The organism is Rhizobium sp. SG2393 (assembly GCF_042610495.1).
In the GTDB taxonomy this organism is placed as follows: domain Bacteria; phylum Pseudomonadota; class Alphaproteobacteria; order Rhizobiales; family Rhizobiaceae; genus RU20A.
In genome coordinates this window covers 115,277-135,483 of the sequence record NZ_JBHGAP010000010.1, presented here as the reverse complement: position 1 = coordinate 135,483, position 20,207 = coordinate 115,277, and the positions used below count along the sequence as shown (strand labels likewise).

The window sequence follows — 20,207 nt, the reverse complement described above, 5'->3', positions numbered from 1 at the left end:
GTTATCGATACCATATCGTCACATCATCAAGCTTTGGGAGGAGCGGTCAGGATGGAGAAGCTACTGGAGTTTCGTGCCGTCTCGAAGGAATTCGGGGGCACCAAGGCGCTCACTAGCGTCTCGCTCGATCTCCATCGCGGCGAGATCCTCGCCCTGCTCGGCGAGAACGGTGCGGGCAAGTCAACCCTCATCAAGACGCTCGCCGGCATCTACCGCCCAGACGGCGGCGACATTCTCTTTCGCGGCCAGCCTTACCAGCATCGTCCGCCGAAGCCGAACGAGCGTCAATCGGTCGCCTTCATCCACCAGGACCTCGGTCTCATCGAATGGATGACGGTCGCCGAGAATGTCGGCCTGGCGCAGGGCTTTTCCATGCGCAACAAGCTGATCGACTGGAACGGCACGGCGCGGCGCACGGCCGAAGCCCTCAAGTTGGTCGGCTGCGATTTCGACCCCTCCACCCGGGTCCAGAGCCTGACGCGCACGGAAAAGTCGCTGGTCGCAATCGCCCGCGCGCTTGCCGTGGAAGCCGACGTGCTGGTTCTGGACGAGCCGACGGCCTCGCTGCCGGCTGACGAGGTCGAGCGCCTCTTTGCCGCCATTCGCCCGCTGAAGGAGCGTGGCGTGGCGATGATCTATGTCTCTCACCGGCTGGACGAAATCTTCCGCATCGCCGACCGTGTCGCCGTGCTGCGTGACGGACATCTGGTCGGCGAAACGCCGGTCAAAGACACCAATCCGGGCGAACTGATCCGCATGATCGTCGGCCGCAAGGCAGACCAGCTCTTCGCCAAGGCCGAGACCCGCCCCGGCGAGACGCTGGTGACGGTCAAGAACCTCGCCTGCCGGGGCGCCGGCCCGGTCTCCTTCGAACTCCGCAAGGGTGAGCTTCTGGGCCTTGTCGGCCTGCGCGGCGCCGGACAGGAACTGGTCGGCCGCGCGCTGTTTGGCGCCGAACCCGCCTCTGGCGACGTGACGGTACGCGGCAGCCGGCCCAACCTGGCAAGCCCCGAGACGGCCATTGCCTCCGGCATCGGACTGATTGCCCGCGACCGCACGGAGGAATCCGTCGCCATGTCTCTGTCGCTTCGGGAAAACACCTTCCTCAACCCCGGCGCCTCCGGGCGCGGGCTTGCAGCCTTCCTCTCGCCGTCGAAGGAATCCGATCAGGCCTTCGAGATCGGCCGCAAGGTGGGCCTCAGGCCCAACGACCAGGCGCTGGCGATCGAGGCCCTGTCGGGCGGCAACCAGCAGAAGGTCGTCGTCGGCCGCTGGCTGGCGACGGGGCGCAAGCTTCTCATCTGCGAAGACCCGACGGCCGGCGTCGATGTCGGCGCCAAGGCCGACATCTACCGCCTGATCGCCTCGGCCGTCGAGGAAGGTCTCGCCGTTCTCGTGATCTCCACCGACTTCGAGGAGATCGCGCATATCTGCCATCGGGCTCTTGTCTTCTCGCGCGGACAGATCGTGCGCGAGCTGACCGGTGCCGACCTCACAACATCCGCTGTCATCGCGGCAGCCTCCGCCTCCGAGGCGGCCTGATTTCCGGAGAACGCCGATGCAATCCATCCAGTCCAACGCGCTCGAGCCGACGCCCGCGGAAATGCGCGGTCTTTCCACCGGCGACAAGATCAAGCGCCTCGTGCCGGTCTACGGCCTCGTGATCCTGACCGCGCTGCTGATCGTCGTCTTCTCGGTCCTGCTGCCGGATACGTTCCCGACGGTGCTCAACCTGCGCTCGATCATCGCCAACAAGACGATCATCGCCATCCTGTCGCTGGCCGCCATGATCCCCATGGCCTGCGGGCGCATCGACCTGACGATCGGCTACGGCATCGTTCTCTGGCACATTCTCGCCATCAGCCTTCAGACCATGTACGGCCTGCCATGGCCCTTCGCGGTGGCGATCGTCATCCTGCTCGGCGCCATGACGGGCGTCTTGAACGGCCTACTGGTCGAGGTCGCCAAGATCGACAGCTTCATCGCCACGCTCGGCACCGGAACGGTGATCTATGCGCTGGCGCTGTGGCACACGGGCGGCCGTCAGGTCGTCGGTGTCCTGCCGGATGGCTTCCTGGCGCTCAACGGCACCATGGTCTTCGGCCTGCCGATCACCGGCTTCTATGTGCTCGCGCTGGCCATCGTCATGTGGATCGTGCTCGAATACCTGCCGATCGGCCGCTACGTCTATGCGATCGGCGCCAATCCGAAGGCGGCAGCGCTGAACGGCATCCCGGTCCGCAAATTCGTCATCGCAGCCTTCATCGCCTCCGGCACGCTCTCGGCCATTGCCGGCGTGCTGCTCGCCTCGCGGCTGCGCATCGGCCAGGCCAGTGTCGGCCTTGAATATCTGCTGCCGGCGCTCGTCGGTGCCTTCCTCGGCTCCACCACCATCAAGCCCGGCCGCGTCAATGTCTGGGGCACGATGATCGGCGTCATCATTCTGGCCGTCGGCATTGCCGGCATCCAGCAGATCGGCGGCTCCTTCTTCGTGGAACCGCTCTTCAACGGCGTCACGCTGCTCGTCGCCATCGGCATCGCCGGCTATGCCCAGCGCCGCCGGGGTGCCGCCGGCGCCATCAAGCCCAAGGGCGCGCCCGACAAGACGCCCGACACCGCAAAGACCTGACAGAACAGATCCGATTGCCTGATTTCACGTCCAAAGGGAGGACCACCATGAAACGCAGACATTTCCTCGCAGCGTCCGTCGCCGTTCTCGGCATGGCCATTGCAGCCCCCGCCTTCGCCGATGCCATGGCCGATGCCAAGGCCGTCGTCGCCAAATATGCCAGCAAGGTCGAGAAGTGGGATGGCCCCACCTCCGGTCCGAAGGCGGTTGACGGCAAGAGCGTCGTTGTCGTTGCCGCCGACATGAAGAATGGTGGCATCCTCGGCGTGGTCAACGGCATCCAGGAAGCCGCCGCCGCCATCGGCTGGACCGTGACCGTACTCGACAGCGCCGGCTCCATCGAGGGCCGCACGGCTGCCTTCGGCCAGGCGCTGACCCTGAAGCCCGGCGGCATCATCATCGCCGGCTTCGACGCCGTCGAGCAGAAGCCGGCCATGGAAGAGGCCAAGAAGGCGAATATCCCGATGGTCGCATGGCACGCGGCCCCGGCTGTCGGCCCGGTCGCCGATGTCGGCGTCTTCGCCAACGTGACGACGGATGCGATGGAAGTCTCCAAGGCCGCCGCCGACTACGCCTTCGTGGATGCCGGCGGCAAGCCGGGCGTGGTGATCTTCACCGACTCCACCTATGCGATCGCGATCGCCAAGGCCGACAAGATGAAGGCCGAGATCGAGGCGCTGGGCGGCACGGTGCTCGAATATGTCGACACGCCGATCGCCGAAACCTCGCAGCGCATGCCGCAGCTGACGACGACGCTTCTGCAGAAGTATGGTGAGAAGTGGACGCACTCGCTGGCGATCAACGACATCTACTTCGACTTCATGGGCCCGTCGCTCGCTGCGGCCGGCATTGCCGGCGATGGCGCGCCGAAGAGTGTTGCTGCTGGCGACGGCTCGGAAAGCGCCTACCAGCGCATCCGCGCCAAGCAGTACCAGTCCGTCACCGTGGCCGAGCCGCTGAACCTGCAGGGCTGGCAGCTGGTGGATGAGCTGAACCGTGCTTTCGCCGGCCAGCCGTGGTCGGGCTACGTCTCGCCGCTGCACGTCGTCACCGTCGACAATGTCGAATTCGACGGCGGTCCGAAGAACACCTTCGACCCGGATAACGGCTACCGCGACGAATACAAGAAGATCTGGGGCAAGTAAGGCCTTAGTGACGGCCGGGGTTGCTTCGCTCACCCCGGCCTTTCCGGTTGACAGGAACACCGGTGATCTTGCCGGGTTTGGCGCGGGCGCTAAGGTCGCGCTGATGATGACGGGCATGAGAAGGAGTTGCGCATGTCGTTTTTCGAGGCTGAAGACAAGATCTTCTCCACATTCGTTCTCGGCAATGCGCCGCTGAAGACGCTCGTCACTGGCTTCGACTGGGTCGAGGGCCCCGTCTGGTTCGGTGATCACGACTGCCTGCTGTTTTCCGACATTCCCAACAACCGCATCTATCGCTGGAGCCCGACGACCGGGCTCAGCACCTTCCGCGAACCGTCGAATTTCTCCAACGGCCATACGCGCGACCGCGAGGGCCGGCTGGTCAGCTGCGAGCACGGCCTGCGCCGCGTGACGCGCACCGAGCATGACGGGTCCATCACCGTGATTGCCGATCGCTTCGAGGGCAAGCGCCTGAATTCGCCGAATGACGTGATCGTCGCCTCCGATGGCGCCATCTGGTTTTCCGATCCGCATTACGGCATCGCCACCGATTACGAGGGTACGAAGAGCGCGCAGGAACTGCCCTGCAACGTCTACCGCGTCGATGGCGCGACCGGCGAGATCCGCGCCGTACTCACCGATTTCAACTGCCCGAACGGCCTGTGCTTTAGCCCGGACGAGAAGCGTCTCTATGTCGCCGATACGGGCCGCATGTTCAGCACTGACCCGCAACACATCCGCGCCTTCGACGTCGGCGCCGACTGGAGACTTAGCGGCGGAGACATCTTCCACGTCATCGATCCCGGCTGCGCCGACGGCATGCGCGTGGACGAGGCCGGGAACCTCTGGTCTTCAGCGCGCGATGGCGTGCACTGCATCGCGCCCGATGGCCGCCGGCTCGGCAAGATCCTCGTGCCGGAGACAGTCTCCAACATCTGCTTCGGCGGGCGCGACCGGCACCGCCTGTTCATCACCGCAACCACCTCCGTCTATGCCGTCTCGCTAGCGATCCGCGGCGCGGCGCGACCGGCCTGAGGAGAGCGATCATGGCCTTTACCGAAACCTCCGCACGGCTGACCGATCAGGGCGTCATGGCGATGCTCACCGCCGCCGTGCAGTCCGCCACCGCATCCGGGCAGCCGCAATGCATCGTGATCGTCGATGCCAGCGGTGTCGTGCTCGGCTCCTTCCGCATGACGGGCTCGCGCTATCTGTCGCTGAAGAGCGCGACGGCAAAGGCGCGCACGGCCGCCTCCATCGGCGCGGCGACCCACACGCTGCCGGACCACGCCAAGGCCGCGCTGGCCGCTGCCACCGGTGGTGACGTGACCGGCCTCAAGGGGGGTCTACCGATCCGCTCCGGTGGTATTCTTCTCGGCGGCATCGGCGTGGGGTCAGGCTCCGGCGACCAGGACGAGGCGGTGGCACGCGCCGCGCTCGCCGCCATCGGAGCGGACGAGATCTGAGGGAGCGGCCGGACCGCGCTGGGGCGGTCAGGCGGGAAGCGAGGGGCGTTCATGCGCAGCGACAAGGCACCCACCATGGCGGACATCGCCCGCAAGACGGGCGTCTCCCCGATGACGGTATCGCGCGCCTTCAAACCCGGCAGCCTCGTTAACAAGGAAACCCGCGACGCCATTCTCAAGGCGGCGGACGAGCTGGGCTACGTCTTCGATTCCACAGCCTCGAACTTCCGTTCGCAGAAGACCGACTTCATCGCGGTCACCATCCCCTCGCTCAACAACGCCAACTTCGCCGATACGGTGAGCGGCCTCTCCGATACGCTGAACGCCCGCGGCTTCCAGATCCTGCTCGGCTACACCAATTATGACGTGAACGAGGAGGAACGGCTGGTCGAGCAACTGCTGCGCCGCAAGCCGCAGGCCATCGTCGTCACCGGTGGCAAACACACGCCGCGCGCCCGCCGCCTGCTCGAAAACGCCAATGTTCCGGTCATCGAGACCTGGGACATCCCGGCCGAGCCGATCGACCACTATGTGGGCTTTTCCAATGCGGGGGCCGTGCGCGGCATGGTCGATCACTTCGTCGCCGCCGGCTATCGCCGTATCGCCTTCATCGGTGGTGATGCGAGCCGGGACACGCGCGGGGGCGACCGTCGGCTCGGCTTCATCGCGGCCCTGACAGCCCATGGGCTGGATGCGACCCGGCTGATTGACGCCGGTGTTCCCCCGATTTCCATGCGGGAGGGTGCCAATGCCATGGCCCGGCTTCTGGAGGACTATCCCGATACGGAGGCGGTGATCTGCGTTTCCGACCTCTCGGCCTTCGGTGCCCTGACGGAATGCCAACGGCGTGGCATCGCCGTGCCGGACCGCATCGCCATCGGCGGCTTCGGCGACTACGAGATCGGCGGCGTCAGCGTGCCGGCCCTCACGACCATCAATGCCGATGCAAGGCGCATCGGAGAACTGACGGGGCAGATGATCCTTCAGGTCCTCGACGGCAAGCCCGACGTCAGTGACGTGATTCTCACGCCACGTCTCATCCTGCGCGAGAGCAGCCGCTGACGCTCATCGGACGAGAAGGCAAGCCCTCCCGAAATCTGGGGAGGCAGGCAGCGATGCGCCCGGCCGCGCTCCACTCGCCCGATGTGGCGAGCGCGTCTGAAACGCTTGTTTTCCATGGGATTCGTCGCGCGTTGCTCTTGCAACGGACAAGTTACGGCCGTCTGTATAGCGCCATTCATATGTAAATCGTATTTCAGTTGTATTCTAATTAGCGCATAAGTTTACGGCTGTTTAACCAGTCGGCTTAATACTGAAGATGGAAAAGCGGCGATGAAGGCTCAGTTCGCATGATGCGAACGATGAAAAGCCCGCCCTTGTGACAAGCAGCCAATCAGAATTCCGGTCTGTCGCGTGACGTGTCGCGTGCGTTGCCGAGTCTGCCATCGTCGATGGCATGCCGGCGCGTGCGGTGATCCGGCGTGTCCATCATGGCCGGCCAGCCTCCGCATCAAAGCCACTCAGGATGTCGACATGTCATCACCAGGACTGACGCATACGGCGCCGGGCGCCCTGCCCTCCCATCTGACGATCCGCCATGCCGCGGCCGCGCACGACGCGTTGCGCCAGGCCTTCGAAGCGGAAGGACCGATCGTGCTGTCGGTTCCGGAGGGCGCGGAGATCGACCTGAGCTTCCTGCAACTTGTGGAGGCGGCCCGCAAGCAGGCGGATGCCTTCCACAGGCCCATTTCCCTGGACCGCCCGGCCACGGGCAATCTTCTTGCAACCCTGGAACGTGCCGGCTTCCTCACGGAAGCCAACGCGCGCGACACCGAATTCTGGCTTCACCGGAAGGACTGAACATGACTGCCCACATCCTCACCGTCGACGATTCCGCGAGTATCCGCCTGACGACGCGTATCGCGCTGACCGGTGCCGGCTACCAGGTCACGGAAGCGGTCGATGGGCTTGACGGGCTGAACAAGGCGAAGGCCGGCAGCTACGACATGATCGTGACCGATCTCAACATGCCGAACATGAACGGCCTGCAGATGATCGAGGCGCTGCGCTCTTCGCCGGCCCATACCGGCATCCCGATCATCTTCCTGACGACAGAATCCGATGCCGAGATGAAGGCGCGTGCCAAGGCGGCCGGCGCCACCGGCTGGATCACCAAGCCCTTCGACCCCGAACAACTGGTCAAGATTGCCAAGAAAGTGCTGGGCAGATGACAAGTCTCGATCCCATCCAGGTCTTCAGGACAGAGGCGGCCGAACTCTTCGAGCAGATCGAAGCCGGCCTTCTCGACCTCCTGCACGACCTGTCCAACCAATCCCAGATCGATGCCGTGTTTCGCGGCCTGCATACGCTCAAGGGCTCCGGCGCCATGTTCGGCTTCGAGGCCCTTGCCGCATTCACGCATCACTGCGAAACGGCCTTCGACCGCGTGCGCAAGGGTGAAGTACCTGCCACCGCCGAGCTGGTTGCCTGCGTTCTGGACGCACAGGACCATATGAAGGCGCTGGTGGATACGCCGAACGGCGATCACGAGGCCGCCGGCGATGTGCTGCTTGCCAAGCTTCAGGCGGCTGTCGGCGGTCATGCCGCCAGCGGTTCGGTCGTTCCGGCCCCGCTTGCCGTGCCGGCCCCGCCTGCCGCATCGGCGAGCGCGGCCCCGGTCGCGACGGCGGACAAAGGGTTTCGCATCGTCTTCCGCCTGCCCGTCAATGCGATGGCAAACGGGACGAACCCCCTCGGCCTTCTCAACGAGCTGCAGGAGCTTGGAACCTGCACGGTCAAGGCAGACCGCTCGCGCATTCCATCCCTCGCCGATATCGAGCCGGCCGATCTCTATATCGGCTGGGAGGTCACGCTTCTGACCGACAAGGGACGCGATGCGATCGATGATGTCTTCATCTTCGTCATGGACGAGATGGAACTCAGCGTCGAGACGATTGCAGCCGCGCCTGTCGCCGCAGTCGCTCCCGTCGCAGCGGCCGCAGCCGTTGCCGCTGCGCCTGTCTCGCAGGCATCCGCCGTTCAGCCTGCCACCCCGTCGATCCCCTCCCCGGCCGCAACGCCAGCGCCGGCCTCTGCCGCTCCCGCTGATGCCAAGCATGGCAAGACGGCGGAAAACGTGCGCGTGCCCGCCGAGCGTCTGGACGAACTCATGGACCGTGTCGGCGAGTTGGTGATCGCCCAGTCGCGTCTGTCGCAGCTTGCCGGCAGCAGTGCCGATATCCAGCTGCGCTCGGTGTCGGAAGACGTGGAGCGCCTGTCGGGCGAGCTGCGCGATACGATGATGGTGCTGCGCATGGTGCCGGTCGGCAGCCTCTTCAGCCGCTTCCGCCGCCTCGTTCACGATCTCGCCCGCGAGACGGGCAAGGTCATCGAACTGGAGACGGAGGGCGAAACGACGGAGGTCGACAAGACCGTCATCGAGCGCCTGGCCGATCCGCTCGTCCATCTCGTGCGCAACTCGATCGACCATGGTCTGGAAACGCCCGAAGACCGCCTGGCGGCCGGCAAGAGCCGTACAGGCACGGTCAAGCTCGCGGCCCGCCAGTCGAGCGGCGAAGTCATCATCACCATCACCGACGATGGCCGCGGCATCAACCGCGAGCGGGTGCGCGCCAAGGCGGAGTCCTCCGGGCTCATCCAGCCCGGCCAGCAACTGATGGATCAGGAGCTGCTGCAGCTGATCTTCCAGCCGGGCTTTTCCACCGCCGCCCAGGTCACCAACCTTTCCGGCCGCGGCGTCGGCATGGATGTGGTGAAGAAGACGGTGGAGGCGCTTCGCGGCGTGATCGATGTCCGCTCCGAACCCGGCAAGGGCTCGGAAATCTCGCTGCGCATTCCGCTGACGCTTGCGATCATCGACGGCCTGCTCGTGCGGGTCGGCACCGGCTGCTACGTCATCCCGCTCTCGGCGGTCGAGGAATGCCTCGAACTCTCGGTGGAAGAGGACATGCGCTCGCGGGGCCGCAGCTTCATCTCGCTGCGCGACAGCCTCGTGCCGTTTCTCCGGCTGCGCGACCTCTTCCGCACGGGCACGGCGCCGGACCCCTTCCAGAAGGTCGTGGTGATCTCCACGGGCGATGAACGCGTCGGTCTCGTCGTCGACCAGATCATCGGCGACCACCAGACCGTGATCAAATCCATGTCCAAGCTCCACCACGACGTCGTCACCTTCTCGGGCGCGACGATTCTCGGGGACGGGTCGGTGGCGCTCATTCTCGACGTCTCCCACCTCGTCCAGGTGGGCCAGAACCAGGAGGCGCAGCTGCGGGCGGCCGGATGACAATCGTACAGAACAAACAGCAGTTCGACAGGCTCTGGAACGGCGGCGAGGAAGTGGCCGTGCTGACCTTCGGGCTATCAGGCGAAACTTTTGCCATCGAGGCCATCGTGGTGCAGGAAATTCTCGATCTCCTGCCGGAAACCAAGGTTCCGGGCGCCCGGGCCTTCGTCGGCAGCGTGATCAATTTCCGCGGCAAGGTCATTCCGCTTGCCGATATCCGCCTTGCCTTCGGCATGGAAGCGAGCGAGCCGACCATCGACAGCCGCATCGTCGTTCTCGAACTGGAGATCGAGGGCGAGACAACGCTGGTCGGCATGCGCGCCGACCGCGTCTACGAAGTCACGATGCTGCCGCGCGCGGCCAGCGAACCACCGCCGAGCGTGGGGATGCGCTGGCGCTCCGACTACATCGATTGCCTCGTGAAGCGGGATGGCGAGTTCATCATCGTCCCGAGCCTCGATGCGATCTTCGCCGCCGAACAGGACAAGACCGCACTTTGAGCCGGCAGCCCGCCGCGCGCGTGGCGGCCGACCCGGCATCTTCTCCGAATAAAAACATTGGTGACGCAGCACCACCAAACCAAGGATATGGAAATGAAACTTTCACTCAAGGCAAAACTTGCCCTCGGCTTCGGGATCATCATCCTGCTCGTTGCAGCGCTCGGCGCCTTCTCGCTGATGCAGATGAGCACCGTCAACGACAAGTCGACCGATCTCGCCACCAACTGGCTGCCGAGTGTAGACATTGCCGGGCGCCTGAACACAGCGACGTCCGATTTCCGCAGCGCCGGCCTCCAGCACGTCATTTCCCAGGACGAGGCAAGCATGAAGGCCTGGACGGACGAAATGAACCGTCTGCAGGCCGAAATCGACAAGCAGCGCCAGGCCTACATTCCGCGCATCGCCAGCGACGAGGAGCGCGCGCTCTACGAGAATTTCACCAAGACCTGGGACCAGTATCTGCCGTTGCATGAAAAGGCGATCGGCTTCTCGTCGCGCAATGACACGGCCAATGCGATGGGTATCTACAATGGCGAGGCGAAGAAGGTCTACGACGCCGCGTCCGATGCGATCACGAAGCTGTCCGACTTCAATTCGAAGGGCGGCGACAAGGCGAGCGACGAGGCGACTGCCATCTATAGCTCCGCCTCCACGCTGGTCATCAGCGGCATCGGCCTCTGCGTCGTGCTGGGCTTCGGTATCGCCGTCTACATCGTCCGCGATATCCTGAAGACGCTCGGTGGTGAACCGGACTACGTTCGCGAGGTCGTTCGCGCCGTGGCTGACGGCGACCTGACGGTCAAGACCGAGCTGCGCAAGGGCGATACCGACAGCCTGCTCGCCGCCGTGAACTCGATGGTGCAGCAGCTTCTGGGCATCGTCGGCGGTGCGCTCTCGGCGTCCGACCAGGTATCCTCGGGCAGCCAGCAGCTGTCGTCGGCTTCCGAGCAGATCTCGCAGGGTGCGACCGAACAGGCGTCCTCCGCCGAGGAGGCCTCCGCCTCGATGGAGGAAATGGCCGCCAACATCAAGCAGAACGCCGACAACGCCGCCCAGACCGAAAAGATCGCCCGCCAGTCCGCCAAGGATGCGGAACTGTCCGGCGAGGCCGTCAACAAGGCGGTCGGTGCCATGCGCACCATTGCCGAGAAGATCTCGATCGTGCAGGAAATCGCCCGCCAGACCGACCTTCTCGCCCTCAACGCTGCCGTGGAAGCGGCCCGTGCAGGTGAGCATGGCAAGGGCTTTGCGGTCGTTGCCTCTGAAGTGCGCAAGCTCGCCGAACGCTCGCAGGCGGCTGCCGCTGAAATCAGCGGCCTCTCCGGCGAGACGGTGAAGGCCGCCGCCGAAGCCGGCGACATGCTGAACCGCCTGGTGCCGGATATCCGCAAGACCGCGGAACTGGTGGCTGAAATCTCGGCTGCCTGCCGCGAGCAGGACATCGGTGCGGCCCAGATCAACGAGGCCATCCAGCAGCTCGACAAGGTCACGCAGCAGAATGCCGGCGCATCGGAAGAGATGTCGGCAACCTCGGAAGAGCTCGCCGCCCAGGCCGAGGAACTGCAGACCTCGATCGCCTTCTTCCGGGTGGAAGACGCCAACATGCCGTCGGCAACCCGTGCGCCGGCTCCGGTCCGCAAGGCTGCCCCGGTCGCCAAGCCGGCCGCCCGGTCCGCACAGAAGGCATCCGCCGCACCGGCCCGCAAGCCGGCGACCGACCACTCGGTTGCCGCCCAGCAAGCCCGCGCCAAGGGTTTTGCCCTCGACATGTCCATGGGCGGGCCGGACAGCGAGGACGACGATTTCCGGCAGAGTGCGTGATGCCCTGCCGGGCCGGGGCGGCGCAAGCCGCCCCGCAGACATGAATGAACGCTTTCGCATGAGGCGGCGGCGGATCGCAGGTGCGGTTCGCTGGAAGCGGGTTCTGCTTCAGGTTTCTTTGGGGGAATGCATCACGATGCGCGGGGCGCGTCGTTAGACCAACTGATGGGGACACGACATGCGCTTTACGATCAAATTGAAACTCACGCTGGCATTCGCCTTCATTCTGACCATTCTCGCCGGGCTTTCGGTCTACAGCGTGCTGAGTCTCGGGACGGTGAACGATGCCATTGCCGAGCTCGCCAACGGCCCGGAAAAGCGGCTCCAGTATGCACTCCAGATTGACCGCAATCTGTCTGAGATCATTCGCCAACAGAAGAATGCGCTTCTCGCTCCTTCTGTGGACGCAGCCCGGCCTTTCCTCAAGGTCGCGAACGACCTGACGGACGAGACGCTCAGGATCATTGAAACCGGCCTAGCGACCGCGTCGGAGAAGGGAAAGCCGTACTGGGTCGAAACAAGCAATGATTTCAACAAGTTTGATGAGGCTTCAGCACGTCTTGATGAAATTCTTCTGTCTGGCAACGTCGCTGGCGCCATCGAATTTTCGAATGGCGAGATGCGCGGCTTCGCCAAAGAGGTTGGTGAAGGGACGAGAGAGCTCGTCAAGATCCAGGAAGAGCGTGTCGCCAGCATGCTGGCCGAGGCCGATGCAACCTACCAGCAGGTCCGCACGATCCTGATCGCCGCCGTCATTGGCTCCATCCTCGCCAGCCTTGCCGTGGCAGCCTGGATCGCGATCGGCATCAACAATGGCTTGCGCAAGGCCATGGATGTCGTCAGCGCGGTTTCGATCGGCGACCTCGGCAAGGATGTCGAGATCAAGACGAATGACGAGATCAAGGATCTCATCAACACCATCAACGTCATGACCGCCAACCTGCGCGGCACGGCCGACATTGCCGACAAGATCGCCAACGGCGACCTCACCGTCTCGCCGAAGCCGCTGTCGGAAAAGGACACGCTCGGCATCGCGCTCGAATCGATGGTTGCCCGCCTGCGCGGTGTCGTTGCCGATGCCATCGCTGCCTCGCAGAACGTGTCGTCCGGCAGCCAGGAACTCTCCTCGTCGTCCGAACAGCTCTCGCAGGGCGCGACCGAACAGGCATCGTCTGCCGAAGAGGCCTCCGCCTCGATGGAGGAGATGGCCGCCAACATCAAGCAGAACGCCGACAACGCCGCCCAGACCGAAAAGATCGCGCGGCAGTCGGCCAAGGACGCGGAAGCCTCCGGCGATGCCGTCGGCAAGGCCGTCAGCGCCATGCGCACCATTGCCGAGAAGATCTCGATCGTGCAGGAAATCGCCCGCCAGACCGACCTTCTCGCCCTCAATGCGGCCGTCGAAGCGGCTCGTGCAGGCGAGCATGGCAAGGGCTTTGCGGTCGTTGCCTCTGAAGTGCGCAAGCTCGCCGAACGCTCACAGGCTGCCGCCGCTGAAATCAGCGGCCTCTCCGGCGAGACGGTGAAGGTCGCGACCGAAGCCGGCGACATGCTGAACCGCCTGGTGCCGGATATCCGCAAGACCGCGGAACTGGTGGCTGAAATCTCGGCTGCCTGCCGTGAGCAGGATATCGGCGCCTCGCAGATCAACGAGGCCATCCAGCAGCTCGACAAGGTCACGCAACAGAATGCCGGTGCATCGGAAGAGGTCTCCTCGACCTCGGAAGAACTCGCCGCCCAGGCGGAGGAACTGCAGGCATCCATCGCCTTCTTCCGCATCGAGGAGAGCAATGCCCGCCCGTCGGCACGCCCCGCCGCTGCCGCGCACCGTGCCGCGGCCTCTGCAAAGCCGGCCGGCCGGGTGCAGCAGCAGGCAGCCGGCGCATCCCGCAAGCCGGCCCAGGACCATTCGGTTGCCGGCCAGCAGGCTCGCGCCAAGGGTTTTGCCCTCGACATGTCGATGGGCGGGCCGGACAGCGAGGATGACGACTTCCGACAGTCGGCCTGATGCCGACCCCAGCCCGGCGCCGGCCAGCCACTGGTCGGCACCGGGTTCATCGCTTGCGGACGGCCCGTCAATCCGCAAGGCCCGATAGTGATGACGACGATATGCACCGCCAGGCATGAGGCAGGTTGAGATGATGAAGACGACACAGACTTTGGCCGGTCCTGAATCCCAGTTCGTGACCTTTGCCCTCGGCAACGAGGTTTTCGCCGTGCCCGTCACGGTAGTGCGCGAAATCCTCGACCACGAGGATGTTTTCAAGATTCCGCACGGCCCGGACTATCTGATGGGCCTGCGCGACGTGCGCGGCCAGGGCGTTCCGATCGTGGACCTGCGCCTGCGGCTCGGCATGACGGCCATGGAGAAGACCGCCCATACGCGCGTTCTCGTGCTCGACATTCCCTTCTCCCACCGCATGCTGACGATCGGTCTTGTGGCCGACAAGGTGTTCGAGGTGGTGCCGTTCCGCCATGAGGCGATCGATGCCGCGCCCGACATCGGCGTTCGCTGGAACTCCGAATATATCGAAGGCGTGGTGCGTCGCGACGGTGACTTCGTGGTCATCGTCAACCTCGCCCGCCTCTTCTCCGACAACGGCGCGGCGCTTGCGAGCTTCGGTGTCCAGACCCGCGAAATTGCGTGAGGAATTCGAGTACCGTGTCAGCTGTTGCGTCTAAAGTTCAGCATGATCGCCTGAGCGAACGGAATTTCCGGCGACTCTCGGCCTATATCTACAATTACAGCGGCATCAAGATGCCGCCCGGCAAGCTGACGATGCTGGAGGGGCGTCTGCGCCGCCGGCTCAGGGCGACCGGCCAGAATTCCTTCGACGACTACTGCAACTTCATCTTCGACAAGGGCGGGCTGGAGCAGGAATCGATCTACCTGATCGATGTCGTGACCACCAACAAGACCGACTTCTTCCGCGAGCCGAACCATTTCGACTTCCTGCGGGACGAGGCCTTGCCTGCTCTTGCGGCGGCCGGCCTGCGGCGGGTGCGGGCCTGGAGTTCGGCCTGTTCCATCGGGGCCGAGCCCTACACGATGGCGATGGTGCTGGAGGACTTCAAGCGCGACAAGCGCGGTCCCGACTACCAGATCCTTGCGTCTGATCTTTCCACCGATGTCCTTGAGCGGGCGCGACGCGGGATTTACCCCGCACCGATGATGGAGCCGGTGCCGGATGCGATGATGCGCCGCTACGTGATGCGCGCCCTCGATCCGCGCCGCCCGGAAATGCGCATCGTGCCGGACCTGCGCCGCAAGGTCGGCTTCACGCGCCTCAACCTGATGGACGACGCCTATACGGTCGGTGAGCCCATGCACCTGATTTTCTGCCGTAACGTGCTGATCTATTTCGACAAGCCGACGCAGCAGCATGTTCTGACGCGGCTGTGCAAGTGCCTGGCCGATGGTGGCTATCTCTTCATCGGCCATTCCGAGTCGGTCACCGCGATGGAACTCCCCATCCGCCAGATCGCCAACACCATCTTCGTGAAGGATTAATCCGTGGCAGCCAAGAAGATCCGGGTTCTCATCATCGATGACTCCGCCAGTGTCCGGCAGACACTGGTCTCCGTTCTTCAAAGCGATCCGGAAATCGAGGTGATCGGCACGGCGTCCGATCCCTTCATGGCGGCAAAGCGCATCCAGGACGAGATCCCCGATGTCATTACGCTGGACGTGGAAATGCCACGCATGGACGGCATCACCTTCCTGCGCAAGCTGATGAGCCAGAAGCCGATCCCGGTCGTCATGTGTTCCTCGCTGACCGAACAGGGCACGGAAACGCTGATGCAGGCGCTTGAGGCCGGCGCGGTGGACGTGATCCTGAAGCCGAAGATCGGCGCGGCCGATTTCCTGGCCGAACAGGGCGCGCGCATCTGCGAGGCGGTCAAAGGTGCCGCGCAGGCCCGGCTCGGCCGGCGTTCCGGCGCGCTGGCCGGTGCCGCCCAGGGCGAGCCGCGCAAGGAAGGCCGCCTGGTGCCGCAGGAAAAGCTGACGGCCGACGCCATGCTCCCTCCCCCCTCCGGCAAGGCCATGGCGCGCACCACCGAAATGGTGGTCTGCATCGGCGCCTCCACAGGGGGCACGGAGGCCCTGCGTGAGCTTCTCGAGCGCCTGCCGGCCAACTCGCCGGGCATCGTCATCGTCCAGCACATGCCGGAAAAATTCACTGCCGCCTTTGCCAAGCGGCTGAACGGGCTTTGCGAAGTCGAAGTCAAGGAAGCCGTGGATGGCGATCCCGTGCTGCGCGGCCATGTGCTGATCGCGCCCGGTGACCAGCACATGCTGCTGGAGCGGCAGGGCGCGCGGTATCACGTGTCGGTGCGCCCCGGACCGCTGGTGTCGCGCCATCGTCCCTCCGTCGATGTGCTGTTTCGCTCGGCGGCGCGCTCGGCCGGTTCGAACGCCATGGCGGTCATCATGACGGGCATGGGCGACGACGGCGCCCGCGGCATGCTGGAAATGCATCAGGCAGGCGCCTACACCGTGGCGCAGGACGAGGCGTCCTCGGTGGTCTTCGGGATGCCGAAGGAAGCGATCGCCCGTGGCGGCGTCGACAAGATCCTGCCGCTCAACCTTCTGGCGGCGGAGATCCAGACGGAAGATCGCCGCCGCTGAACCGGCCTTGCCCGCCCTGCCTTGCGATCTCCGGTATGTGGTCTTGAGGTTTCGTTAACCATAAAGTCGCAAGATGCGCATGACGGAACAAGGGTTCCGCAGACAGGATGGCAGGCCCTTTCCCTGCCCAGCCGGGGCACGACGATGCCGATCATTACATTTGCCAATACCAAGGGTGGCGCGGGCAAGACCACGGCCGTGCTGTTGCTGGCAACCGAACTGGTGCGCCGCGGCCATCGCATCACCATCATCGACACCGATCCGCAGCGGTGGATTTCCCGCTGGTTCGAGGGGGCGGACCCCGTCGCCAATCTGACGGTCGCAACCTACGTATCGCTCGCGGCGCTTCCCCGCACCGTGGCGGAATACAAGTCGAAATGCGACTACATCATCGTCGATCTGCCCGGCGCGCAATCCCCGCTGCTTGCCACCGCCCTCGGCCTTTCCGACTTCGTTATCATTCCCATCCAGGGCAGTTCGATGGATGCCCAGGGCGGAGCGCAGGTGATCGAGCTTCTTGCCTATCTCGATCAGAAGGCGAGGATCCGCATTCCGCATGCGGTCCTCCTCTCGCGCGTCAACTCGATGGTGACGACGAGGGCCCTGCAGGCGGTCAAGCAGCTTCTGAACGAGCGCAACGTCCGCATGCTGGATACGCCGATTATCGAACGAGCGGCGTTCCGGGACATGTTCGAATACAAGACCTTTCTGCACAGGCTCGATCCGGCCCGCGTCAGCAATCTCGACAAGGCGGTTCTCAATGCCGAGCGCTATGCCGACGAGGTTGAAGCCGCACTGCGCAACCGCAGCGCAGACGCCGCCGCCGCCCCGCGTGCGACCGCAGTCCTGATGCCGCAGGCCTCTGCCGCCTGAGCGGTTCTGTCTTGGCATAGGCCGGGATCGCCAGAGGGCCGGAGGTTGCAGACCTCGGCGCACCGTCACGTCTCCGTACGGACCGCAATGATGACAACCGCGCGCGCGTTCAGCATTGCCCAGCGTTTCCTTCTTCCTCGCCGAGATTGACGTTCGGAGAGGGGAGGGGGCCGCGTCCTGTCGGCTTGTGTCCTCCCCTCCCCTCCTCTTCGTTTCCGTGTCGGGCTCCTTCACCCTCCTGCCAAGGAGGGATCTTTGTGACGGGTTTCTCCCGTCGGTCCTTCCCCCCCTCCCCCTGCGATTTGCCCTGAGGGCTGTGGATGTAGCGCTCTTCTGTCAGCGGCATCTTGCCTTCCCGCGCGCATCGCTGTAGGCGGTTTATGTAATGTTATTACATATTGGCGTCTGTATCCGCAGTCGTCACGAAAGGATGGACCGATGAAGAAGACGATCACCCTGGCTTGGGCTCTGGCGCTGACCGCGATGCTGGCGACTTCGCCCGTGCAGGCGGCCGAAACAGCGAGCGGCAAGCCCCATGCCCATGCCCATGACCATGGCCAGGCCGGATCGGCCAGCAAGGGCTACTTCTATGACAGCCAGGTGAAGGCGCGCGAACTTTCCGATTGGGAAGGGGACTGGCAGTCGATCTATCCCTACCTGAAAGACGGTACGCTCGACCCGGTCTGGACACACAAGGCTGAGGCGGGCGGCATGACGGCTGCCGAATACCGGGCCTATTACGAGACAGGCTATCGCACCGAGACCAACCGCATCTTGATCGCCGGCCAGAAGGTGACCTTCTATGCAGGCGACAAGGTGGTCAGCGGCGACTATGTCACCGACGGTCATGAGATTCTGACCTACAAGAAGGGCAATCGCGGCGTCCGCTTCATCTTTCGCAAGAGTGGCGGCGACGCCGGCGCGCCGGAGTACATTCAATTCAGCGACCACATCATCGCGCCGCAGAAAGCGGGCCATTATCACCTGTACTGGGGCAATGACCGGGCAAAAGTCCTGGCCGAACTCACGAATTGGCCGACCTATTTTCCGACGGGCATGAGCGGCGATGAAATCCGAGAAGAGATGATGGCGCACTGAAGCCCGATGAGCGAAAGCCTGCTCGTTTCAGCGCCGGACAAGGCGGTAAGCAGGCACATCGAAGATGTCGGATGATCGGTTTGCGCCGGAACCACTCTATCGGGAAACCCGCCCGCGCAGCCCGATGCAACGGCCATCGCGGCGCGGGTGTTCCCTATGCCATTTAACCGTAAGTGGTGAAAAATATAAGCGTTCCCTTCTTTACCTCCGTTTCCTCCTGTAGGGAATGGGCCGCAGTCCGCGCGGCGTCTCCTCGACCGCCGCCGGCGCGGTGGGACAGGAGATCCGGGTGGGGGCGCGGTTCGACAGGATGGCGAAGGCAGTACGGTTCTGGGCCAGGCGTGCGGCCCTTCTTCTCGCAATGGCGGCGGGGCTTTTCCTGCCGCATGTGGCGCAGGCGTGCGACGCCTCCGCAGTTCAGGGGGCCCAACGCCAGATGACGGCCATTCTTGGCCAGATGCGGACCCACGGATGCAACGGCATGGAAAGCGGCGTCTTTTCCCGTTGCGGCGGCTATCAGCAGCGCCTGACAGAGGCCCGCCGTGCGCTCGCGCAGGCCGGCTGCGGGGCAAGCCTCGATCTGGCGACATTCTCACGGGAAAAGGCCGCCAGTCCGCGTCAGACGGGCCGCAGCATCGGCGGCGTGCCGCGCACCACGCTGTGCGTTCGCCTCTCGGACGGGTACCTCTTCCCCTCCCCCAATGCCGGCTTCGCGACGCGCCTGCGGGTGGCGGACGTGCTGGCGCAATGCCGGATGATCTGCGAAACGGAAGAGATGGATCTCTTCCGCGTGGACGGCGCCGAACGCAACGATGATACGATGATCTCCCTGACGACGGGCAAGCCCTATTCGGACCTGCCGAATGCCGGCGCCTATCGCACGGCTGAGACGGCGATGCGCTGCAATCATGCCGGCTACAGCCGGTTTATCGCGGACAGACAGAATGTTTCCACGCCGGACGCCAGGATGACGGCGTCAGCGTCGGTAGATCGGCCGGCGGACGCACTTGCGATTGTCAGCGCTCAATCCTCCAGGTGGGTTCTGCGCGATCCGAACCGGACGATTGCCACGCTTTCATCGGCGACCCGCCCCGTGCGCATTGTCGGCCCCCGCTTCTTCCCGCAGTGAGCATTGCCCTCCTCCGCTCCTGTTGATGCGATCCGGAAAAGGCGGGTCAAATCATCAACGCCATGAATCGATCCGACCGGATCGATTCCAATCATTCGTTGGACGCCTGCGGTCTGTCTGGACAGACTGCGGACATGCAACAGAACCCTGCGCCTCTTCATCTTGAACGCCACGATCCCGTGCGCAACATGGCCCGCTTCTACGCTTTGTCGCTGGACGTCTCCTTGTTCGGGGAGGCGCTTCTGGTCCGGCGGTGGGGACGAATCGGCACGCGGGGCCGCGAGCGCGCGGATGTCTTTGTCTCGCCAGACGAGGCTGCAGCGGCCATGCAGGCGCTCGCGTCGCGGAAGGTTCGTCGGGGCTATCGCAGTCGTCCCTCGCCCCTCCCCGCCTGCCCGCTTTCGTCCTAGGATCCGCGCCGGCTGCATTGCCGGTGCTGAGTCGTTGGCTGCTTGACGGCGCTGGCCGGAGCGCGGCTGATCCATTGGCAGAGGTGCGGGTGTGTTTGTCAGCCCTTGCGAAGCGCTTTGCTGACGGCGGCGATCAAGTCGCTAACACAATGACAGGATTGCGATATTTCGCCCCTCTCCGGGGGATGCTTGCGTGGCGATGTGCG

18 protein-coding genes and 2 pseudogenes are annotated in these 20,207 nt (G+C 64.3%); all 20 read left to right on the top strand.

Going from position 1 to position 20,207, the window contains the following annotated elements:
- Positions 1-51: 51 nt before the first annotated feature.
- Positions 52-1,542, top strand: a complete 1,491-nt coding sequence (locus tag ACED18_RS17920; RefSeq protein WP_377294795.1) for a sugar ABC transporter ATP-binding protein — start codon at positions 52-54, stop codon at positions 1,540-1,542.
- A 16-nt stretch (positions 1,543-1,558) separates the two neighbouring features.
- Positions 1,559-2,629 carry an ABC transporter permease gene (locus tag ACED18_RS17915; RefSeq protein WP_377294793.1) on the top strand — a complete coding sequence of 357 codons (1,071 nt, stop codon included), beginning with the start codon at positions 1,559-1,561 and terminating at the stop codon, positions 2,627-2,629.
- A 47-nt stretch (positions 2,630-2,676) separates the two neighbouring features.
- A complete protein-coding gene (locus ACED18_RS17910; RefSeq protein ID WP_377294791.1) occupies positions 2,677-3,774 on the top strand; it encodes a substrate-binding domain-containing protein in 1,098 nt (365 codons plus the stop codon).
- A 132-nt stretch (positions 3,775-3,906) separates the two neighbouring features.
- The gene (locus tag ACED18_RS17905) at positions 3,907-4,809 is read left to right on the top strand and encodes an SMP-30/gluconolactonase/LRE family protein (protein ID WP_377294789.1); all 903 of its coding nucleotides are present in this window, start codon (positions 3,907-3,909) and stop codon (positions 4,807-4,809) included.
- 11 nt (positions 4,810-4,820) lie between these two features.
- Positions 4,821-5,240 carry a heme-binding protein gene (locus ACED18_RS17900; protein WP_377294787.1) on the top strand — a complete coding sequence of 140 codons (420 nt, stop codon included), beginning with the start codon at positions 4,821-4,823 and terminating at the stop codon, positions 5,238-5,240.
- 51 nt (positions 5,241-5,291) lie between these two features.
- On the top strand, positions 5,292-6,302 hold the full coding sequence (locus tag ACED18_RS17895) for a LacI family DNA-binding transcriptional regulator (protein ID WP_377294784.1): 1,011 nt from the start codon (positions 5,292-5,294) through the stop codon (positions 6,300-6,302).
- Between the two features lie 471 nt (positions 6,303-6,773).
- Positions 6,774-7,100: an STAS domain-containing protein gene (locus ACED18_RS17890; RefSeq protein ID WP_377294782.1), complete on the top strand. Its 327-nt coding sequence runs from the start codon at positions 6,774-6,776 to the stop codon at positions 7,098-7,100.
- Between the two features lie 2 nt (positions 7,101-7,102).
- Positions 7,103-7,471, top strand: coding sequence for a response regulator (locus ACED18_RS17885; protein ID WP_377294780.1), 369 nt, complete (start codon positions 7,103-7,105; stop codon positions 7,469-7,471).
- Positions 7,468-9,540, top strand: coding sequence for a chemotaxis protein CheA (locus ACED18_RS17880; RefSeq protein ID WP_377294778.1), 2,073 nt, complete (start codon positions 7,468-7,470; stop codon positions 9,538-9,540). Before ACED18_RS17885 ends, ACED18_RS17880 begins: the two co-directional genes overlap by 4 nt.
- Positions 9,537-10,040: a chemotaxis protein CheW gene (locus ACED18_RS17875; RefSeq protein ID WP_377294776.1), complete on the top strand. Its 504-nt coding sequence runs from the start codon at positions 9,537-9,539 to the stop codon at positions 10,038-10,040. Before ACED18_RS17880 ends, ACED18_RS17875 begins: the two co-directional genes overlap by 4 nt.
- 87 nt (positions 10,041-10,127) lie before the next feature.
- Positions 10,128-10,667: pseudogene (locus tag ACED18_RS17870) on the top strand (MCP four helix bundle domain-containing protein); the annotation flags it as partial.
- A 150-nt stretch (positions 10,668-10,817) separates the two neighbouring features.
- Positions 10,818-11,861: pseudogene (locus ACED18_RS17865) on the top strand (methyl-accepting chemotaxis protein); the annotation flags it as partial.
- 178 nt (positions 11,862-12,039) lie between these two features.
- Entirely contained in the window at positions 12,040-13,869 is a 1,830-nt protein-coding gene (locus ACED18_RS17860) for a methyl-accepting chemotaxis protein (protein ID WP_377294774.1), read from the top strand.
- A gap of 133 nt (positions 13,870-14,002) precedes the next feature.
- The gene (locus ACED18_RS17855; protein WP_377294881.1) at positions 14,003-14,509 is read left to right on the top strand and encodes a chemotaxis protein CheW; all 507 of its coding nucleotides are present in this window, start codon (positions 14,003-14,005) and stop codon (positions 14,507-14,509) included.
- 14 nt (positions 14,510-14,523) lie between these two features.
- Complete coding sequence (locus ACED18_RS17850; protein ID WP_377294772.1) at positions 14,524-15,372, top strand: CheR family methyltransferase; 849 nt, start codon at positions 14,524-14,526, stop codon at positions 15,370-15,372.
- Between the two features lie 3 nt (positions 15,373-15,375).
- Positions 15,376-16,491 (top strand): chemotaxis response regulator protein-glutamate methylesterase, encoded by a 1,116-nt coding sequence (locus ACED18_RS17845; protein ID WP_377294770.1) that lies wholly within the window; start codon positions 15,376-15,378, stop codon positions 16,489-16,491.
- A gap of 144 nt (positions 16,492-16,635) precedes the next feature.
- Positions 16,636-17,364, top strand: a complete 729-nt coding sequence (locus ACED18_RS17840; RefSeq protein WP_377294767.1) for a ParA family protein — start codon at positions 16,636-16,638, stop codon at positions 17,362-17,364.
- A gap of 438 nt (positions 17,365-17,802) precedes the next feature.
- Positions 17,803-18,462: a ZinT family metal-binding protein gene (locus tag ACED18_RS17835; protein ID WP_377294765.1), complete on the top strand. Its 660-nt coding sequence runs from the start codon at positions 17,803-17,805 to the stop codon at positions 18,460-18,462.
- 436 nt (positions 18,463-18,898) lie between these two features.
- Positions 18,899-19,591, top strand: coding sequence for a DUF2865 domain-containing protein (locus tag ACED18_RS17830; protein ID WP_377294763.1), 693 nt, complete (start codon positions 18,899-18,901; stop codon positions 19,589-19,591).
- 62 nt (positions 19,592-19,653) lie between these two features.
- Positions 19,654-20,001, top strand: a complete 348-nt coding sequence (locus tag ACED18_RS17825; RefSeq protein ID WP_377294761.1) for a WGR domain-containing protein — start codon at positions 19,654-19,656, stop codon at positions 19,999-20,001.
- The last annotated feature ends 206 nt before the right edge of the window (positions 20,002-20,207 follow it).